Below are 17240 nucleotides of genomic sequence, written 5' to 3'. Positions count from 1 at the left end.
AGAAGATTCTGCATGAGTTTTTTATTTCTTCTTATACTTGATCGTATTGTCTAAAATAGAAGGATCATCCAAGAGGTCCAAGAACTTAGCTTTAACCGTGATGGTTTTGTTACCATTAGAGTAGGATGCTTCTTTATTCGTTGATTTCTTGATTTTTCCAGGGAAGTTATAGATGGTAGTATAAGTTGCATCTCCCATCATCATTTCCATCATCTCCATGGCTTGAGCCATTTCTTCATCTTGTTCAGCGGCTTCTTCAGAACTTTGGCTTCTGGAAAAGAGGCCTTTTTTTCCACTGAATTCAGGCTGAGTCATTCCAAATGGATTATCGATTCCGCCTCCTTCTCCATTATCTTTTAATGCAGAACTAAGGGTAGTAAAATCCCTGAAATTATAACTCATGGTAAATACTCCCCCTTCGAGACTTTGAGAAGCATTGCTGATTCCGTCTTTTTCATTGAGAGCATCGATAGCCGCCTGCATTTCATCAGTGGCTCCTTGCGAATCAGCCATCGCCTGCAAAATATCGTCTTCAGTCATCCCTTCTTCTTTTACAGAATCGGGAGCCATAGCCATGATCATTTTCACTGCCTCTGTCATGTCCATTCTTACTTCATACATACCAGAGCCATCCGTATTGATGGTGATTTCCTCTTCTATGTCCAGGCAACTCATCATGCTCAATAAGCATGTGGACAAGAGGTAGATAAAAATTCGTTTCATTTGTGGTTCAATGTTTTAATGAATTGCTAATTATAAGTGTACAAGGATAGACAATCCCCTATGCCAAAACAAATTAGGGTTTGTATTTTAATTTACCCCCAACAATAGTGCCCATAATCTTAGTTTCCAGAATTTTATCATCGGCTACTTTCATCAAATCCTGGGACAAAATTGTGAAGTCTGCAAACTTTCCTTTTTCTATTGATCCTTTTTGATTTTCCTGAAAAGCTCCATAAGCTGCATCGAGGGTATAACTCCTTAGAGCTTGCTCACGGCTCATTTTTTGATTGGCTTCATATCCTTCTTCAGGAGTTCCTGCCAGAGTTCTCCGGGTAACGGATGCATAGAAACTGGCGATAGGGCTCACAGGTTCAACTGGTGAATCCGTACCATTGATCACAACTGCACCGGATTGTAGCAGCTTTTGCCAAACATAAGCTCCATCTATAATGCGTTTCTCACCAAGTCTATCTATCGCCCAGGGCCTGTCTGAAGACATATGAATTCCCTGCATAGAAGCTATTACGCCTAGTTCTGCGAAACGAGGTATATCTTCCAAATCCAAATGTTGGGCATGCTCAATTCGGAAGCGGTGCTCTTTATTCGGATCACTATGTGCTTTGATCGCTTTTTCAAATTGATTGAGCACCTCCTGATTGGCTTTATCTCCGATTGCGTGAACACAAACCTGGAAATCATGTTCCAGTCCTTTCACTGCAATTCCATGCATTTGTTCCAAAGGCATGATAGGATTACCAACATGACCTTTTCTATCAGAGTACTCTTCCAATAACCAGGCGCCTCTGGATCCCAGGGCTCCATCAGAATAGAGTTTAATTCCCCCAACACTTACATAATCATCTTTTACTGGCCCTTTTTTATACCAGTCTTCCAGAAGATCTGCATTGCCACCACTCAGCATGACCCAAATTCTTACATCCATTTTACCTTCTTCTTTAAAGGAATTGTATAAATCAATAGTCGCCTGCCCGGCACCTGCGTCATGAAAACTGGTGATTCCATTTGCCAAACATTCTTCTATAGCAAGCTCCAATGCCTGGCGAGCTCTTTCAGGAGTTGTTTCGGGAATATGTTTCTGAATCAGACCTCCAGCTCTTTCACTGAAAACACCCGTAGGTTTGCCGTCTGGATGAAGGATGATTTCTCCATCTTCTCCATCGTATTTCTGAGCATTTTTTATCCCGGCAATTTCCATAGCCTTTGCATTAGCAAATGAAGCATGTCCACTGGCGTGGGTAAGAAATACAGGATGATCCGGAGAGACAGCACTTAGTGCCTCATGGCTTTGGTAACCCTTTACCATAGTCGCAGGTGCTGGGGTCCATTTGCTTTGGTGCCAACCTCTTCCTAGTATCCATTCTCCTTTTGGGGTGTTTTTTACAGCTTCAGCTACTTTAGCAACCAATTCATCATAATTAGCTACCTGAGTCAAATCAAGGCTTAGCTTACCATAACCAATTCCCATCATGTGGGCGTGGCTTTCAATCAAGCCGGGAAGCATGGTGTTTCCATCCAAATCCATCATTTCAGTAGAAGGAGCTTTTAATTCTTCAGCTCCCTTCATATCTCCTACATAAATGATTTCTCCATCCCGACTAGCTACAGCTTCGGCTGTGGGTTGATTTTCATCCATGGTATAAATAGGCCCATTATAAATGATCATATCAGCCATTTGGGTATCCTTTTGGGGACCCTCACAGGAAATGACAAATAAGAGACCTATACTTAGGGATAGTAGTCTTAGTTTCATAGCATTAATTAGTGTGTTTATCTTTGGAGCCATTCACTCCTTTTAAATTACTTAGCAAGATACTTTTTTATCATTCAATGTCCTGAAATGTGAGAAAAATCACCGAAATTGCTAAGCTAATTTTAGCCTGATCTCAATTAATACTTCTGTTTATGGGAATTTTGTTTGACAATTTTTCAGAGTGGAAATCTTATGCCCAATTGCATGACACTGCTATTTGGAGACCTGTGATGGAATATGAAGTGGAGCAAAGAGGAAAATCAGAGGAAGAAATCTGGGAAAAACTAGCCCAGGCTTATGCAGTAATGAAAGATGCTGTACAGACAGGACTTTCTGAGGATATGCGCTCAATAAGCGGCATGATCAATAATGGAGCAAAAAAAGTGAGAGATTGTGAAATAGAGGTCTTGGGGAAAGAATTTAAACAATTGCTTTCATATACTATGGCTGCTAAAGAAGTCAATTCCTGTATGGGCCGGATCGTAGCTGCTCCTACAGCTGGAGCAAGTGGGATTATGCCGGGAGTATTGACCATGGTAGAGGAGCTGCACGATATTCCCAAGCGGAGATTATTGGAAAGCATGTTGGTCTCTGCAGGTATTGCTTTGATTATTGAGCAAAGAGCATCCATTGCAGGTGCGGTTGGGGGCTGTCAGGCGGAAACGGGTACAGCTGCAGCTATGGGAGCTGGGGCCATAGTCTATTGTCTGGGAGGTGATATTAATCAGGTCTTTGAATCTGTGGCAATCACAATTATGAATATGTTGGGTCTGATTTGCGATCCCGTAGCGGGCCTGGTTGAGATACCCTGTGTCAAAAGAAATGGATCTGCCAGTGTGATTGCTTTTGCTTCTGCGCAAATGGCACTAGCCGGTGATTCTGCGGTTATACCCGTGGATGAGGTCATTGACGCAATGGGAGAAGTAGGAGCTTCTATGGAAGAAAAGTACAAAGAAACAGCTCTGGGAGGCATTGCTGACACACCAACTGCGCGAGAAATAGAAGCACGGGTTCTGATTCAGGAGGCAGAAGAGACCGAACAGGAGGAAGATTTATAATCTCGTGCCCGAAATTTACAAATCTTGGTATAAGCTTTGTACTTTTGCTTTGGAACCTGATGATTGGGGCTCATTTACCGTTCCTTAACATTCACTAGAAAAAAACCGCATTCATGAAACGTATTAGCAGTTTGTTAGTTCTCATTTTGCTAAGCTCTACTTTTCTCCATGCTGAAAAAATCATTGGAGATTTAGATTTTACCAAAGGCGATTGGGCTATGGTCGGGGTTCCCCTCCACAACTATAAGAAGCTTCCTATCCAGGAAGAACTTAGTACTTTTATCAGTAAGGATATTTCACTTATGCAGGAAATCCAACAAGGTTGGGACCTGGAAATGACTTTCGATGATAAGTGCGACTATCACTATGCATTGAAATTTTATAAGGGAAGAGAATTGGTTAGAACCATTACTCTCAATCTCTATTGTGGATATGCTACCTATGATGGCCTTTCCTATGACTTCAATCCCAAAGAGTTTGAACGATTAAAAACCGGTTCCTCCAAAATACCCTGGTCAAGAATCAGTTTTTCAGATGTTGCTTTGATGAAGAAAGCCATTGATATGCTCAATGATACAGATGGGGTATACTGGTACGAAGATGTTGAGCAATATAAATTTTCCGGATCTTTCATGCTGACCATCGGGGATATGTCCTGGAACACAAATTTGGATTCCTTGAAAGCTGCCGTTGGAAAACGGGTCTTTAATCTGGGGAGAAGCCGAGATTTTCATGTACAGGAATACTACCATCAAATCATAGATGGGAAATTAAAAGTCCGATATATTGTCAGTTGTGAAGAAAGTCTGGCAAAAAGACTTGAGATCCGAAGCGGGGTATATCTTCCCTGGCGTTCCCATATGCACAATAAAGATAAGGTAAGCATCCTGGCAATCGGGATAGACGAAAGCAAATACTGGCGCCTGATGAACAGGTTTTAAGCTACTGTATTTTGCACTGGTTTTATTGCGGGAGCCTGCGTAGGTTTGCGCAATGAAGCTCAAGTTGACCTTATTCTTTGCCACAATTTCTCTTTTAGTATGGGCAAGTTGTGAACAAGCAATCAATCCGATACCGGAAGGTGTGCTGACTTTTGATCAGGATACTGTTAAGTTCGATTCCATTTTTACAACCCTGCTCACTCCCAGTGAGCGCCTGATTGTCAGCAATCGCGAAGACAATGATATAGCTGTGGACAGGGTCTGGTTGGAAAATGGAGATGAATCGGAATTCATGATGATTGTTGATGGGATTCAGGCCAATGATGTTTCAGACCTGGCGATTGCTCAGGATGACAGTATGCATATATTTGTCAACCTGAAATCCAAAGAAAGAGATGGGTATGCGGAGGAATATATCAACTTTCAGGTAGGAGACGATATACAGAGAGTTCTGGTGCAGGCATGGATAGTAGATGCCTATTTTCTAACCGCCCGATTGCAACAGGAAGATGATTTTCTCAACCTTGATCCGGGCAGTTTCTTTTTCAGACAAGATACCATTCTGACTCCCGATAAACCCATCATTATGGATGGGCCTATCTTCATTCCGGAAGGGGTTACGGTTCGTGTAGAACCTGGAACGGAGATATTTTATACTCCCTATCGTTTTGGAGTAAAGGATAGCAATGGACTGCCAACTTTTGGCTTCTATTCCTGGCTTATTGTCGGAGGAACACTGATCGCCGATGGCACCGCAGAACAGCCGATTACTTTCACCAGCAGCCGACTACAGGATACCCTTTTTAAAGAAAACCCAGCACAATGGAGAGGAATTCGCTTTCTGCCTAGTAGTACCGATAATCTGCTTAGACATACACGAATAAAAAATGCCTTAATAGGCGTGGAGGTAGATTCTATCTCCCTCAATCTTTTCCCTAAGGTTACTATTCAGAATACCCATATCCGGAATATGGGGGTGCATGGAGTAGTAGGAGTGGGGGTTGCCCCCAATGGAGCGATAGCCAATGGACCTCCGTCCATCCTCATGGAAAATTCCATTGTGAGTTCCTGCAAATTACATACAGTCTATATCCTGGGCGGAGGCAAGTACAATTTCTATAATTCAACTTTTGCCAATTATTCCATTCGGCGTTTCTCCCGAAGAACTCCCCAAGTCCGAATCAGCAATTGGTTTAGCTTTGATGGCGTGAGTGCTGTCCAAATTGAAAGCTTTACTCAGTTTACCAATTGTATCGTATGGGGAAGTGAGGAGGATGAAGTGGTGCTTGATACCTTGCAAGGCGCACCCTATGATCTGCTCAATTTTGATCATAGCATTGTTCGGGTAGGAGAAGAGTTTCAACCTTTTATGGATCCCCACCTAACAAATAGCTTAAACCTCGATCCTTTATTTGCAGACTTCTTCACTCGAAATTACCGACTTCAGGAAGGAAGTCCTGCCATAGATGCAGGAATTAATTTCCCCATTGGATCAACAGGCTATGATGATGATTTTCGAGGTAAAATGGATAGCTTGCGTACAGGCAGCTTTGATATAGGCGCCTATGAGTTTATTCCCTGATCCTTTGCATGAGAAAAACCTTCTCATTTACCACGATACTACTACTGCTAATCCTATTATTGGGACTGAGCTTACGGTTATTCAATTTCTCTGAATTATCTCTGGGGAATGATGAACTCAGCGTGCTTGCAAGAATCCAGTACGATTCATTTTCTGAGCTGATCCTGGAAGGGGTAAAAGCTGATGTACATCCTGCCGGGATACAAGTTCTGGCGTATTACTGGAGCGGGATTTTTGGGGATTCTCCCCTTGCCTTGCGTTTTCCTTTTCTCCTGGCTGGGCTTTTAAGCATTTTTCTTGCCTTTAAATTAGGAGCCAGCTGGTTTTCGGAAGAAAGTGGACTGCTGACAGCCGCATGCATGGCCAGTCTCCAATATTTCATCACCCTGGGCGTATATGCGCGACCCTATGCGATAGTGTTGTGCTTTAGTATGGCCATGATCTATTTTCTGACCCGCATCATCAAGGAGTCAGAAACTGCCAATTGGGTATACATTGCTTATGCATGCTTTTCAGTTCTCTGCTTGTATTTCCACTATTTTAGTTTCCTCTTGGTTGGTAGCTCAGCACTTATGGGCCTGCTTTTTGTTTCGGGCAAAAAGAAGAAAAAGCTCTTTCTTAGTCTGATACTGATTCCCATCCTTTATCTTCCACATCTTGGCATTTTTATTCATCATCTTGAAAAAGGAGGAAGTGAATGGATCGGAAAACCGGATGCAAGCTTTTTGGCGAATTATTTCTCTTATGCCTTCCATTTTTCTTTTCTACTAGTATCCTTTATTCTGCTCTCAGTTCTTGGACTATACCTATGGAAAGGAAGAGGAGCAAAAAAGGAATGGAATAAGTTCCGGATTATTTCTGCTGCTCTTTTCCTGCTACCCCTGGGATTGGGCTACCTTTATTCAGTATGGCGAGCTCCGGTTCTTCACTCCAATGGCCTGCTTGCCAGTTTTCCTTTCTTCCTCTTATTCATTTTCTCTTTTGTCCCAAACCTGAATGACTTCCAGAAAGCTTTGTTTACAGGCTGTCTGTTATTGCTCAGTGTATGGACCTTGATAGATGACCGACAGCACTATAAACTTTTCTATAATCGTTCGGCAGAAGCTTTGACAGAAAAGATAAAGGAAAGCGAAGAAAGATTTAAAGAGAGAAAAATCGAGCACTTCCTTCAACTTCATAGTCCTTATTATGCAGATTATTATTTTGATAAATCCACCGCCAGACCTTCGATAAAAAGCTATAATCTTGAAGAATTGGGAGGAGTGAAAGGGCTGCGAACATATTTGAAGAATTCGGAGGCTGATATGATTAGTTTGGCTTGGCTGAGTAAAGCCTTGCCGGATTACTTTATTCCCGTTTTGCGGGAGTTTTATCCAGGAATAGAGCAAAGAGAAAATTTCTTTATTTCTGAATCCTGGCTATTCTCCAAAGATTCCCTAAAAGAACAAAAAATCAAATTCATTGAAGAAAAGGATGAGGGAAATCTAGTTTCTGAATTAAGGATAGAGGAAAATAAATCAGGGAAACACGCTGAGCAATCAAGTTGGAGGACAACTCAGGAATTCGGCCCTTACCTGGAACTCTCTCTTGAAGAACAAAAGCTAATGGCCACTGATGAACTTTGGGCAGATTTTGAACTAAAAACAGAGGAGAATCAGACCGAAATCAAAGTGGTCGTAGAATACCTTCCTCCTTCAGCGAAGCGTCAATGGTTTGCAAGTCCGGCGACCCAATACATAAGTGATCCTTTAGGCTGGAACAGGATTCATTTTTATAGAAGACTTCAGCATCTGGGGATCAAAGAAAGCAAAGGAAAACTCAAAATCTATATTTGGAATCCTGGCCTAGAAAGCTACTCTATTAAAAGGTATAGCGTCCGTGTCGAAGAGGGAAATCCCTGGCTGTATGGACTGGTTGAGAAGCTGCCTTAGGAATATTTTTAATATTTGTTCAATTTTGGAATTAGATAATAATTGCTAACTTTGACTTTAGGCCTAATGGCCTATGTTTAAGATTACCCCGTCATGCTGGCCCAAATTAACATCGAGGACTACTACCTAACCGCCAGACTAAGAGCTTTCGGACAGCTATTTCTAACAATTTTTATCTTTTCCCTTGTTCTACCTAAGATAGGTTGAAGCCAGCTATTTGGGGACATTTTTGGTAATCTTAAATAAAGGAACCCTCCCGATTAAATCGGGAAATATTTGTATGCTTATGAGCTTAGATTCTCAAGATCTCCTTGACCTTAATATAGAATTAGTAAGTAAAAAAGAGGCCATACAGGATTACAGGGCTTGTTATAGAAGCCGCCAGATCAGTTATTTGGGTAGGCGAGAAGTATTGACGGGAAAGGCCAAATTTGGCATTTTTGGAGATGGGAAGGAGTTGCCTCAAATTGTAATGGCCCGCTATTTTAGAAATGGGGATATTCGATCCGGCTATTATCGGGATCAGACCCTGGCATTTGAATTAGGTATCTCGACTTATCAGCAATTTTTTGCTCAACTGTATGCACATGCAGATTTAGAAGCAGAGCCTTTTTCTGGTGGAAGACAAATGAATACACACTTCGCCACTCGTTTTTTGGATGAAAAAGGAGAGTGGTTAAGCATGACAGATAAAAAAGTCACTCATTCGGATATGTCCTGTACCGCTTCTCAAATGCCGCGGATTGCAGGTCTAGTTCAGGCATCCAAACTCTATAGGAACAATCCGCGATTGGCTCATTTGAAGGACTTCTCAAATAATGGAAATGAAGTTGTTTTTGGGACTATTGGAAATGCCAGTTGTGCAGAAGGACATTTTTGGGAAACCCTAAATGCAGTAGGGGTAATACAGGGACCTTTGGTGATGTCTATCTGGGATGATGGATACGGAATTTCTGTCCCCAATGATTTTCAGTTCATGAAAAGCAGCCTTTCAGAAATGTTGCAGGGCTTTCAGCGCACAACTACGGAGAAGGGCTTTGAAGTATTATCTGTTAATGGTTGGGATTATGAGAGCTTGATTAAAACCTATTCCTATGCTGTCAAATTAGCCAGAGATGAACATATTCCTTCTATTATACATGTACAGGAGTTAACACAGCCCCAAGGACATTCAACCTCAGGCAGCCATGAACGCTATAAGAGTGAAGAACGCCTGAACTGGGAAAAAGATTATGATTGTCTGAGTAAACTCCGCTCTTATTTACTGGATAAAAAATTCGCTACTGAAGAAGAAATTCAGGCCTGGGAGGCAGAGGACCTGAAATTGGTAAGGAAGGTAAAACAGGAAGCCTGGAGTTCATTCCAGAATCCCTTAAAAGAAGAGCGAAGAGAATTTTTGGCTCTGATGGAAAATCTTGGAGCTGTGCTCCCCGAAAAAGCAAAGCTCAAGCAATTGATAGATGAAGTTAGAAAAATCCAGACCTTGAGTCGGAGAGACTTTATGCAAGTCAGTTACCGGGCGCTTATGCTTAGCCAGGGCCTTGATCACCCAGCTATTTCGGCATTGAAAAAATGGCGAAGAGAACTCTCTGAGAAAGGGAACCAATTATATAGCAGTCATCAATACAGCCAGTCTGCCCATTCTCCTTTACTATTAGAAGAAGTAAAGCCGCAGTATAGCGAGGATCCCGAAATGTTGAATGGCTTTGAGATCATCAATCGGAATTTCGACCTCATTTTTGAAAGAAATAAACAGGCACTTGCCTTTGGGGAAGATGTTGGACATCTGGGAGATGTAAATCAGGGTTTTGCGGATTTGCAAGCCAAACATGGAACTGAACGTATCATGGATACCGGTATCCGTGAACTTAGCATCATGGGACAGGCCATCGGTTTATCCGTCAGAGGATTCAGGCCGATAGCTGAAATTCAGTACCTCGATTACCTCATATATGGTTTACAACCTTTGACGGATGATCTGGCTACCCTGCATTACCGAACGGCTGGAGGACAAAAGGCTCCGGCAATTATTCGTACGCGTGGGCATAGGTTAGAAGGAATCTGGCATAGTGGTTCACCCATGGCCATGATGTTGTCTACCTTAAGAGGAATTCATATTGCTGTGCCGAGAAATATGACCAAGGCTGCAGCTTTTTATAATACCTTCCTGAAGGGAGATGATCCTGCGATAATTGTTGAGGTTTTAAATGGATATAGGCTTAAAGAGGCCTTGCCGGAGAATTTGGGTGAGATTACCATTAGGCCAGGGATTCCCGAAGTAATCCGGGAAGGAAGTGATATTACCCTGGTTACCTATGGAGCCTGTTGCAAATTGGCTATGGAAGCTGCCGAACTGCTGGAAGAAATGGATATAGATGTTGAAATCATAGATGTTCAATGCCTACTTCCCTTCGACCGCGAACATCAAATCCTGGAATCCATCAAAAAAACGAATCGAGTGTTGTTTTTAGATGAGGATGTCCCGGGGGGAGCCACAGCCTATATGATGCAGGAAGTTGTCGAAAAGCAAGCGGCCTTCCAATACCTGGATTCAGAGCCTAAGACCCTGAGTAGCCAGGCACACAGACCTGCTTATGGCGATGATGGTGATTATTGGTCCAAGCCTCAGCTTGAGCATATTTGTCAGGCTGCATACGAGATCATGCATGAAGCTGATCCTGCTTCTTATCCGCTTTTTACCTAGTGTAGCAAAACCTTTGTCCTGAAGAAGTGTTTGAATCCCAGGGATTCATTCCAATTCATACAATGCTATTTATGAAAAAGGTCTTTAAAGCTTTTCTCTATTTCATGTTGGGATTGCTGACTTTGGTGCTGCTGGTATTTATTGGAAGTGCCATCTTTATCAATACCTCTCCTCAATTTGGTGCAGATCCTGAAGGGGAAAGATTGGACCGCATTTCTGCCTCCACTCATTTTAAAGAAGGGAAGTTTGAAAATGAGGTGCCTACGAAAGCAGGAGAAGATGGAGATCTTGGAAAGATTCTTAGTGATTTCTTTACCGCTGAGCATACCATACCCGAAGAAGCTCTGCCTACAAAATATGGAGAAGGGGAAGATGAAAGGATAGATTCTTTAGCCTACCTAAGCTGGTTTGGGCATTCTGCTTTCTTGCTTGAAATCGATGGATTCAATATTCTGATTGATCCTATGTTGGGCGAATATGCAGCTCCCGTTTCATTTTTTGGCGAAAGGTTTCCTTTTAAGAAAAACATAGATTTTTCCCTTATTCCCGATCGTATAGATGCGGTGATCTATTCCCATGATCATTATGACCACCTTGACTATCCTACTGTCGAAAGAATCAAAGATAAGGTAGCACATTTCTACATGCCTCTGGGTATGGGTGCTCATTTTGAAAGTTGGGGGATTGAGCCAGAGAGAATTACGGAATTAGATTGGTGGGAAAGTGCAGAAGCAGGACCCCTAACATTTGTTGCTACACCTGCTCGTCATTTTTCGGGTAGGGGAGTCTCAAATCGGGATAAAACCTTCTGGGCTTCCTGGGTGATTTTGGGTAAATGGCAAAAACTATTTTTTAGTGGAGATGGAGGCTATTTCAAAGGCTTTAAAGAAATTGGGGATAGATATGGCCCCTTTGATTTCACCATGATAGAATGTGGTCAGTACAATACGCAGTGGGCTCAAATCCATATGATGCCTGAAGAAAGTGTTCAGGCACATCTAGACCTCAAAGGCAAGGTGATGATGCCTATACATTGGGGCGCTTTCAATCTGGCTCCTCATAGCTGGAAAGACCCCATAGAGCGTGCGGGAAAGAAGGCAAGAGAACTGGGCGCACAAATGTTTACGCCCATCGTGGGTGAAAGATTTGCTGTGAGTGATTCAATGCAGTCAAAGGACTGGTGGTCCACGATAGAATAAGACCTAGGGATCTGTACTTAAGTCTTCTATTTCATTCCTCAGATTTTCTCGTGCCTTTTCTTCAAAAAGCTGCTTAAATAGGTCGCTAAAGTATATCTCTTTTCTTTGGAGGAAAGATTTGAGTACCAGACTTCTTCCTGTTTTATAATCTTCGGGAGAATACATATGATACTCCTGCCTGATCTGTTGAGTGTAAAGTTTATATCCTTCTTTTTCCGCGCCCAAAATACTCAGGTCAAGGTCAAGCATCCATTCATTTTGCAAGCTTCCTTCTCCATCGATCCTTGCTATATGGCCCTGGGTTGAAAGGATTAAAAGATAAATATTATCCAGGCTTTCATCTGAAAGAATGCTGTAACTAGATAGTCTCCTTTTCGCCAAATCAGCACTTCGAACCTCATTTTCCTTGCTAAGCGGATCATAAATCACATCGTGATACCAAATGGCCAATTCCAGCTCAATACTTCTGGATTTTTCTGAAATATGCTCATCCATCAAGGCGAGCATATGAGAGATGTGAGAAAGACTATGATAAGCCCTCCCTTTTTCCTGATATAAGGTTGAAAGTTCTTCCCAGGCAGTGTCTGCCTGTTCAATGCTTGCTCCTATTTCGAGCAAGAGTTCGGTAAAGCGTTTTTTCAGCATGGGGCTTTCTCCAGCTGCTCTTCACTCCAGTTTTTCTTTTACAGATTCAGGGATGATCTGATCTAAAAGACCCATCATATTGGGTTTTTTCTCAAGAAATTTCCAGCTATCAAATCCATCTTCCAAAATGGCATACATGGTATTGTTGGCCGTAATGGTAAGGGTTCGACTTTCTTTATCCAGGCTTACATTTTCTTCTCCATGTTGCATTGCCAGAATTGAACCGGTCATCTCTATGGATTCAAGATCGCTATCGACAGAGTCCGGATTACTCTCATCTAGTTTAAACTGCATATCCATGGTGAATTTATAATCAACCAGGGCATAGCTACCTTCTTCGACTGTCAGGATATCATGAATTTTACTAATCTCTCCATCATACATCCGAAAACTAATGCTGCTATCCGCAAAGGCTTGCTCCATGGCTTGTTTGAGCATTTCTTTGGGAGCCATCTCAAAGAGTTTGGGATGCAGATATTCTACTGTCCCACCCAAATCCATATTTTCAACCAGAGAAATATATTCTGTAAGGGTAGCACTCAGGTTTTCTTCTGTAGCTTCCGGTTGCGCTTGCAGAAATCCTGAAAAGATGAACAGGATACTGAATAAGATAGTTGCTGTGCTTCTCATAGTTATTTCAGTTTAAAATTATTTCCATTTGATATTGCAACCCAGGCTGGGCATTTGATGCTCATTTACAGATTCACCGCTCAAAACAGCATCCAATGCAGCACGTAGATCGGACCCATTAAGTTCTACCTGGTTTCCCGGCCTTGATCCATCCAATTGTCCTCTGTATACCAGGCTAAGGTCTTTATCAAATAGATAAAAGTCAGGCGTACAGGCTGCTTCATAAGCTTTGGCTACTTCCTGGCTTTCATCATACAAATAGGGGAAAGTCCAGCCTTGATCTTCAGCCAGGCTTTTCATCTTGTCCGGTCCATCCTGTGGGTAATTTTCAACATCATTTGAACTGATAGCAATGATGCTCACCCCCTTGGATTGATAATCTGCTGCAAGTCTTTTCAATTCGGGTAGTACATGAATCACAAAAGGACAATGATTGCAGATGAACATGACCAGACTGGCCTTTTCTGAAGCCAGGCTGTCCAGGCTGAGGGTTTTTCCACTACGGGTATCTGGCAAAGAGAAGGCTGGTGCCTGTGTACCCAATGCCAACATATTTGAAGGAGTTCTTGCCATATTTGTTTAAAGTCTGGTGCCCAAAGTCTTCATCATTTCATCCTTCCAGCTTCTGAATGTGCCAGCGAGGATTTGTGCTCGGGCTTCTTGTACCAAAGATAAAAAGAAATGTAGGTTATGTATGCTCATGATGTAGGCAGCCAGTAATTCCTGGGCTTTAAACAAATGACGTACATAAGCCTTGCTATAATTTTGATCTACGAAGCAATCACTATCCGGATCAAGGGGCGTGAAATCATCTTCGTATTTCTTGTTTTTCATATTTCGAATACCTTTCCAGGTATACAAGAGACCATGGCGTGCATTCCGGGTCGGGAGTACACAGTCAAACATATCTACTCCCAGAGAGATACACTCTAGTAAATTCATCGGAGTACCTACCCCCATAAGGTATCGTGGCTTGTCTTTAGGTAGGATTCCGCAGGAAAGCTCTGTAAGCTCGTACATGATGTCGTGGGGCTCTCCAACAGAAAGACCACCTATAGCATTGCCTGGCAGGTCAAGACCCGCTACGAACTCCGTGGAGGCTGTACGCAAATCTTTATAGGTTCCGCCCTGTACAATGGGGAAAAGGTTCTGGGTATAGCCATATTTCCCTTCTTTGCCCTGGTGATGAATTTTACATCTTTCAGCCCAACGATGCGTCAATTGCATGGATTCCTCTGCATAGCGACGATCACAAGGGTAGGGGGGACATTCGTCCAGAACCATCATGATATCAGATCCAATGGAATGTTGAATATCCACAACCCGCTCTGGAGTAAATAAATGTTTGCGTCCGTCAATATGATTGCTGAAAGTTACCCCTTCTTCTGTCAGCCTTCTTTTGTGAGCGAGGCTGTAAACCTGGTAGCCACCACTATCGGTTAGAATGGGTTTGTCCCAATTCATAAACTTATGCAGTCCCCCTGCTTTTTCCAGTACATCTGTCCCTGGTCTAAGAAAGAGATGATAAGTATTTCCCAAAATGATATGTGCCTTGATATCATTTTTGAGCGCTTCCTGGGGTACAGACTTTACACTACCTACTGTCCCTACCGGCATAAAAATCGGTGTTTCTATCTTGCCATGATCTGTTTCTATGAGTCCAGCTCTGGCTTGTGATTCGGGATCGGTATGTTTGAGGGTAAATTTCATATCAGGCAGCGAAACTACGCAATTTCTTATAAATAGGGACAAAAAAAGGGCATGCAATGCATGCCCGATTCTATTTCATATCTCCCGTTTTAGGAACTGACAGGATTTTTCATTCGTTTCTGTTGGGATCGCTGTAGGAAGAATCCAAAAACTCCTCCCAAAATACCTCCAATGATGTGGGCAAATTGAGAAACATTATCTGCATCCAGTGAACTGATCACTTCTTTCCCCAGGAAAAGCACTATGACCAGAATAAAAGTCAAGGGAATTCCACCGGAACGTGAATTGGTATAAGAACTCAATAAGATCAACATAAAGGCAACCCCGCTGGCACCCAACAAGGCTTCATCGAAAAAAGCGATTTGCAGGAGACCTGTAACAAAGGCCGTAACCAGGATCATGAACAATAGGTCATAGGAACCGTATTTTTCTTCCAATATAGGCCCGATTAGTAGAATCAGGGTAAAGTTACCAACCAAATGCGCCCAATCTCCATGTCCGATCACATGGGTGAACAAACGCAGGTACCAAAAAGGATTGGCAAGGTCAAACTCCGGGAAAATGGTGAAATAACCCATGATCTCCACAGGAGTATACAGTTGAATCCCAAGTACCGCTGTGCAAATCAATGCATAGGTCAGAATAACAGGGGAATTATATTCTAGTTTCATTTATGAGGCTTGTGAATTATCTACAAGATAGGGATTACAAAGCTTTCTTCAAGAAATGATACGGTTTTTGATAGGAATGTGTTTACTTGCCGAAAGATCTTAGGAGAAAATTAACATTCTTGCCTTACTAAAAAAGATGTCAAAATTAGCTTATATAATTGCCGCAATATATGGCTTGACGGCTGTGATTTTGGGAGCAATGGCAGCCCATGCCCTGGAAAAAAGCCTGAGTGCTGATTTGCTGGATTCTTTTGAAACAGCTGTTCGCTTTCAAATGTACCATGCGCTCCTTTTGTTCCTATTGGGAATTGTGATGGAGAAATATGAAAGTGCCCAACTCAAATACGCGACCTATGCGAGCATCCTGGGGACGCTATTATTTTCCGGGTCCATTTACCTGCTAGTCCTAACGCCCATTAAGCTGGGTATAGTTACGCCTATCGGTGGAAGTATCCTGATTGTGGGTTGGGGCCTCATTTTATTTTGGGCCATAAAGTTGAAAAGAAATGACTGAGATAGTGGAGTTCTTGTTTGCTCCTTATGCTGAATACAGCCAGTTGGATATATGGCTGGAAGTAATTGGGGTAATTTTTGGCCTTTTGAGTGTTTACTTTGCAATGCGGGAGAATATTCTGGTGTACCCTACAGGATTGATTTCTACGGGGATTTATGTCTATGTATGCTATACAGCAGGTCTGTTTGGAGACATGGGGATCAATGCCTATTACTTTGCCATGAGCATTTTTGGTTGGTATATGTGGACCCGCCCTGCTGAAGAAAAAGCAGTTTTGCCCATCAGTATGCATACTAGACAAGAACGCATCCTGAGTATTTCGCTTTTTGTTCTCTTCTACCTGACTTTAGCTTTTGTCTTGGTGAATTTCACTCCTTCTACAGTCCCATATATAGATGCTTTTACCACCTCTATTTTCTTTGTAGGTATGTGGGAAATGGCTCGGAAGAAAGTAGAAAACTGGGTTTATTGGATCATTGGCGATTTGGTTTCTGTGCCTTTATACATTTACAAAGGATTGACCTTGACGAGTATCCAATTCCTGGTGTTTACTGCGCTTGCTATTATGGGGTATATGGAATGGAAGAAAAAATATAAGGAAGAGGAAGCTGAAAAAGCGTTGGCTGTATGATTCCGAAAATTGCCATAGTTGGTCCTGAATCTACCGGAAAAAGTAGTTTGGCAAAGGATCTGGCTGCTCATTACGATCTTCCCTGGGTAGAAGAATATGCCCGGAAATATCTGGAAAATTTAGCCAGGCCATATGGACAGAGCGATTTGATCGAAATCGCTTTGGGGCAACTCCAACTAGAGGAAAAACTATTGGCTAATAATCCATCTTTCTTGATTTGCGATACTAACCTCCTTGTCATAAAGATCTGGTCTGAATTTAAATACGGGAATGCGGATCCCGCCCTGGAAGAATTATATAATTTCGAAGAATACAGACACTATTTTCTTTGCGATACCGACATAGCCTGGAGCTTTGATCCTTTGCGAGAACATCCCGAACAAAGAGTAGAGCTTTTCAACATTTATCACCACTCCCTCAGGCAATTAGGACTTTCATTTAGTATCATCCGAGGTACAAAAGAAGAACGCTTGAAGTTTGCAGTTTCTGAAATAAATCAAAGAATACTTGCAAAGTAAAAAAGCTTCTCT

At 42.2% G+C, this 17240-nt stretch carries 16 protein-coding genes; 9 read left to right on the top strand and 7 right to left on the bottom strand.

Annotated features, from left to right (window positions below):
• Positions 1-21 precede the first annotated feature (21 nt).
• Positions 22-723, bottom strand: coding sequence for a hypothetical protein (locus R8P61_11695; GenBank protein MDW3647722.1), 702 nt, complete (start codon positions 721-723; stop codon positions 22-24).
• Positions 724-796: 73 nt separating this feature from the next.
• On the bottom strand, positions 797-2494 hold the full coding sequence (locus R8P61_11690; GenBank protein MDW3647721.1) for an amidohydrolase: 1698 nt from the start codon (positions 2492-2494) through the stop codon (positions 797-799).
• A gap of 152 nt (positions 2495-2646) precedes the next feature.
• Here R8P61_11690 and sdaAA point away from each other — a divergent pair, with 152 nt between their 5' ends.
• The 6 genes from sdaAA to R8P61_11660 all read left to right on the top strand — a co-directional run bounded on the left by sdaAA (position 2647) and on the right by R8P61_11660 (position 11909).
• Positions 2647-3552, top strand: a complete 906-nt coding sequence (sdaAA, locus tag R8P61_11685) for an L-serine ammonia-lyase, iron-sulfur-dependent, subunit alpha (protein ID MDW3647720.1) — start codon at positions 2647-2649, stop codon at positions 3550-3552.
• 113 nt (positions 3553-3665) lie between these two features.
• Positions 3666-4493, top strand: coding sequence for a hypothetical protein (locus tag R8P61_11680; protein MDW3647719.1), 828 nt, complete (start codon positions 3666-3668; stop codon positions 4491-4493).
• Between the two features lie 52 nt (positions 4494-4545).
• Positions 4546-6075: a choice-of-anchor Q domain-containing protein gene (locus R8P61_11675; GenBank protein MDW3647718.1), complete on the top strand. Its 1530-nt coding sequence runs from the start codon at positions 4546-4548 to the stop codon at positions 6073-6075.
• Positions 6076-6083: 8 nt separating this feature from the next.
• On the top strand, positions 6084-8006 hold the full coding sequence (locus R8P61_11670; GenBank protein MDW3647717.1) for a glycosyltransferase family 39 protein: 1923 nt from the start codon (positions 6084-6086) through the stop codon (positions 8004-8006).
• Between the two features lie 286 nt (positions 8007-8292).
• Positions 8293-10710 (top strand): thiamine pyrophosphate-dependent enzyme, encoded by a 2418-nt coding sequence (locus tag R8P61_11665; protein MDW3647716.1) that lies wholly within the window; start codon positions 8293-8295, stop codon positions 10708-10710.
• A gap of 71 nt (positions 10711-10781) precedes the next feature.
• On the top strand, positions 10782-11909 hold the full coding sequence (locus tag R8P61_11660) for an MBL fold metallo-hydrolase (protein ID MDW3647715.1): 1128 nt from the start codon (positions 10782-10784) through the stop codon (positions 11907-11909).
• A gap of 3 nt (positions 11910-11912) precedes the next feature.
• Here the strand turns inward: R8P61_11660 and R8P61_11655 are convergent, their stop codons facing one another.
• The 5 genes from R8P61_11655 to R8P61_11635 all read right to left on the bottom strand — a co-directional run bounded on the left by R8P61_11655 (position 11913) and on the right by R8P61_11635 (position 15565).
• The gene (locus tag R8P61_11655; protein ID MDW3647714.1) at positions 11913-12554 is read right to left on the bottom strand and encodes a hypothetical protein; all 642 of its coding nucleotides are present in this window, start codon (positions 12552-12554) and stop codon (positions 11913-11915) included.
• A 21-nt stretch (positions 12555-12575) separates the two neighbouring features.
• Positions 12576-13184 (bottom strand): hypothetical protein, encoded by a 609-nt coding sequence (locus R8P61_11650; protein MDW3647713.1) that lies wholly within the window; start codon positions 13182-13184, stop codon positions 12576-12578.
• Between the two features lie 18 nt (positions 13185-13202).
• Positions 13203-13757 carry a thioredoxin family protein gene (locus R8P61_11645; protein ID MDW3647712.1) on the bottom strand — a complete coding sequence of 185 codons (555 nt, stop codon included), beginning with the start codon at positions 13755-13757 and terminating at the stop codon, positions 13203-13205.
• A 6-nt stretch (positions 13758-13763) separates the two neighbouring features.
• Positions 13764-14894 carry a tRNA guanosine(34) transglycosylase Tgt gene (gene tgt, locus R8P61_11640; protein MDW3647711.1) on the bottom strand — a complete coding sequence of 377 codons (1131 nt, stop codon included), beginning with the start codon at positions 14892-14894 and terminating at the stop codon, positions 13764-13766.
• An 89-nt stretch (positions 14895-14983) separates the two neighbouring features.
• The gene (locus R8P61_11635; GenBank protein MDW3647710.1) at positions 14984-15565 is read right to left on the bottom strand and encodes a rhomboid family intramembrane serine protease; all 582 of its coding nucleotides are present in this window, start codon (positions 15563-15565) and stop codon (positions 14984-14986) included.
• Between the two features lie 136 nt (positions 15566-15701).
• Here R8P61_11635 and R8P61_11630 point away from each other — a divergent pair, with 136 nt between their 5' ends.
• The 3 genes from R8P61_11630 to R8P61_11620 are packed head-to-tail and all read left to right on the top strand — an operon-like array spanning position 15702 to position 17228.
• Complete coding sequence (locus tag R8P61_11630) at positions 15702-16079, top strand: DUF423 domain-containing protein (protein ID MDW3647709.1); 378 nt, start codon at positions 15702-15704, stop codon at positions 16077-16079.
• Positions 16072-16710 carry a nicotinamide riboside transporter PnuC gene (pnuC, locus tag R8P61_11625; GenBank protein ID MDW3647708.1) on the top strand — a complete coding sequence of 213 codons (639 nt, stop codon included), beginning with the start codon at positions 16072-16074 and terminating at the stop codon, positions 16708-16710. The genes R8P61_11630 and pnuC overlap by 8 nt, the downstream gene beginning before the upstream one ends.
• On the top strand, positions 16707-17228 hold the full coding sequence (locus R8P61_11620; GenBank protein MDW3647707.1) for an ATP-binding protein: 522 nt from the start codon (positions 16707-16709) through the stop codon (positions 17226-17228). The genes pnuC and R8P61_11620 overlap by 4 nt, the downstream gene beginning before the upstream one ends.
• Positions 17229-17240: the final 12 nt, after the last annotated feature.

This window comes from Bacteroidia bacterium (assembly GCA_033391075.1).
Classification (GTDB): domain Bacteria; phylum Bacteroidota; class Bacteroidia; order J057; family J057; genus JAWPMV01.
This window is presented reverse-complemented; position numbering and strand designations above follow the sequence as displayed.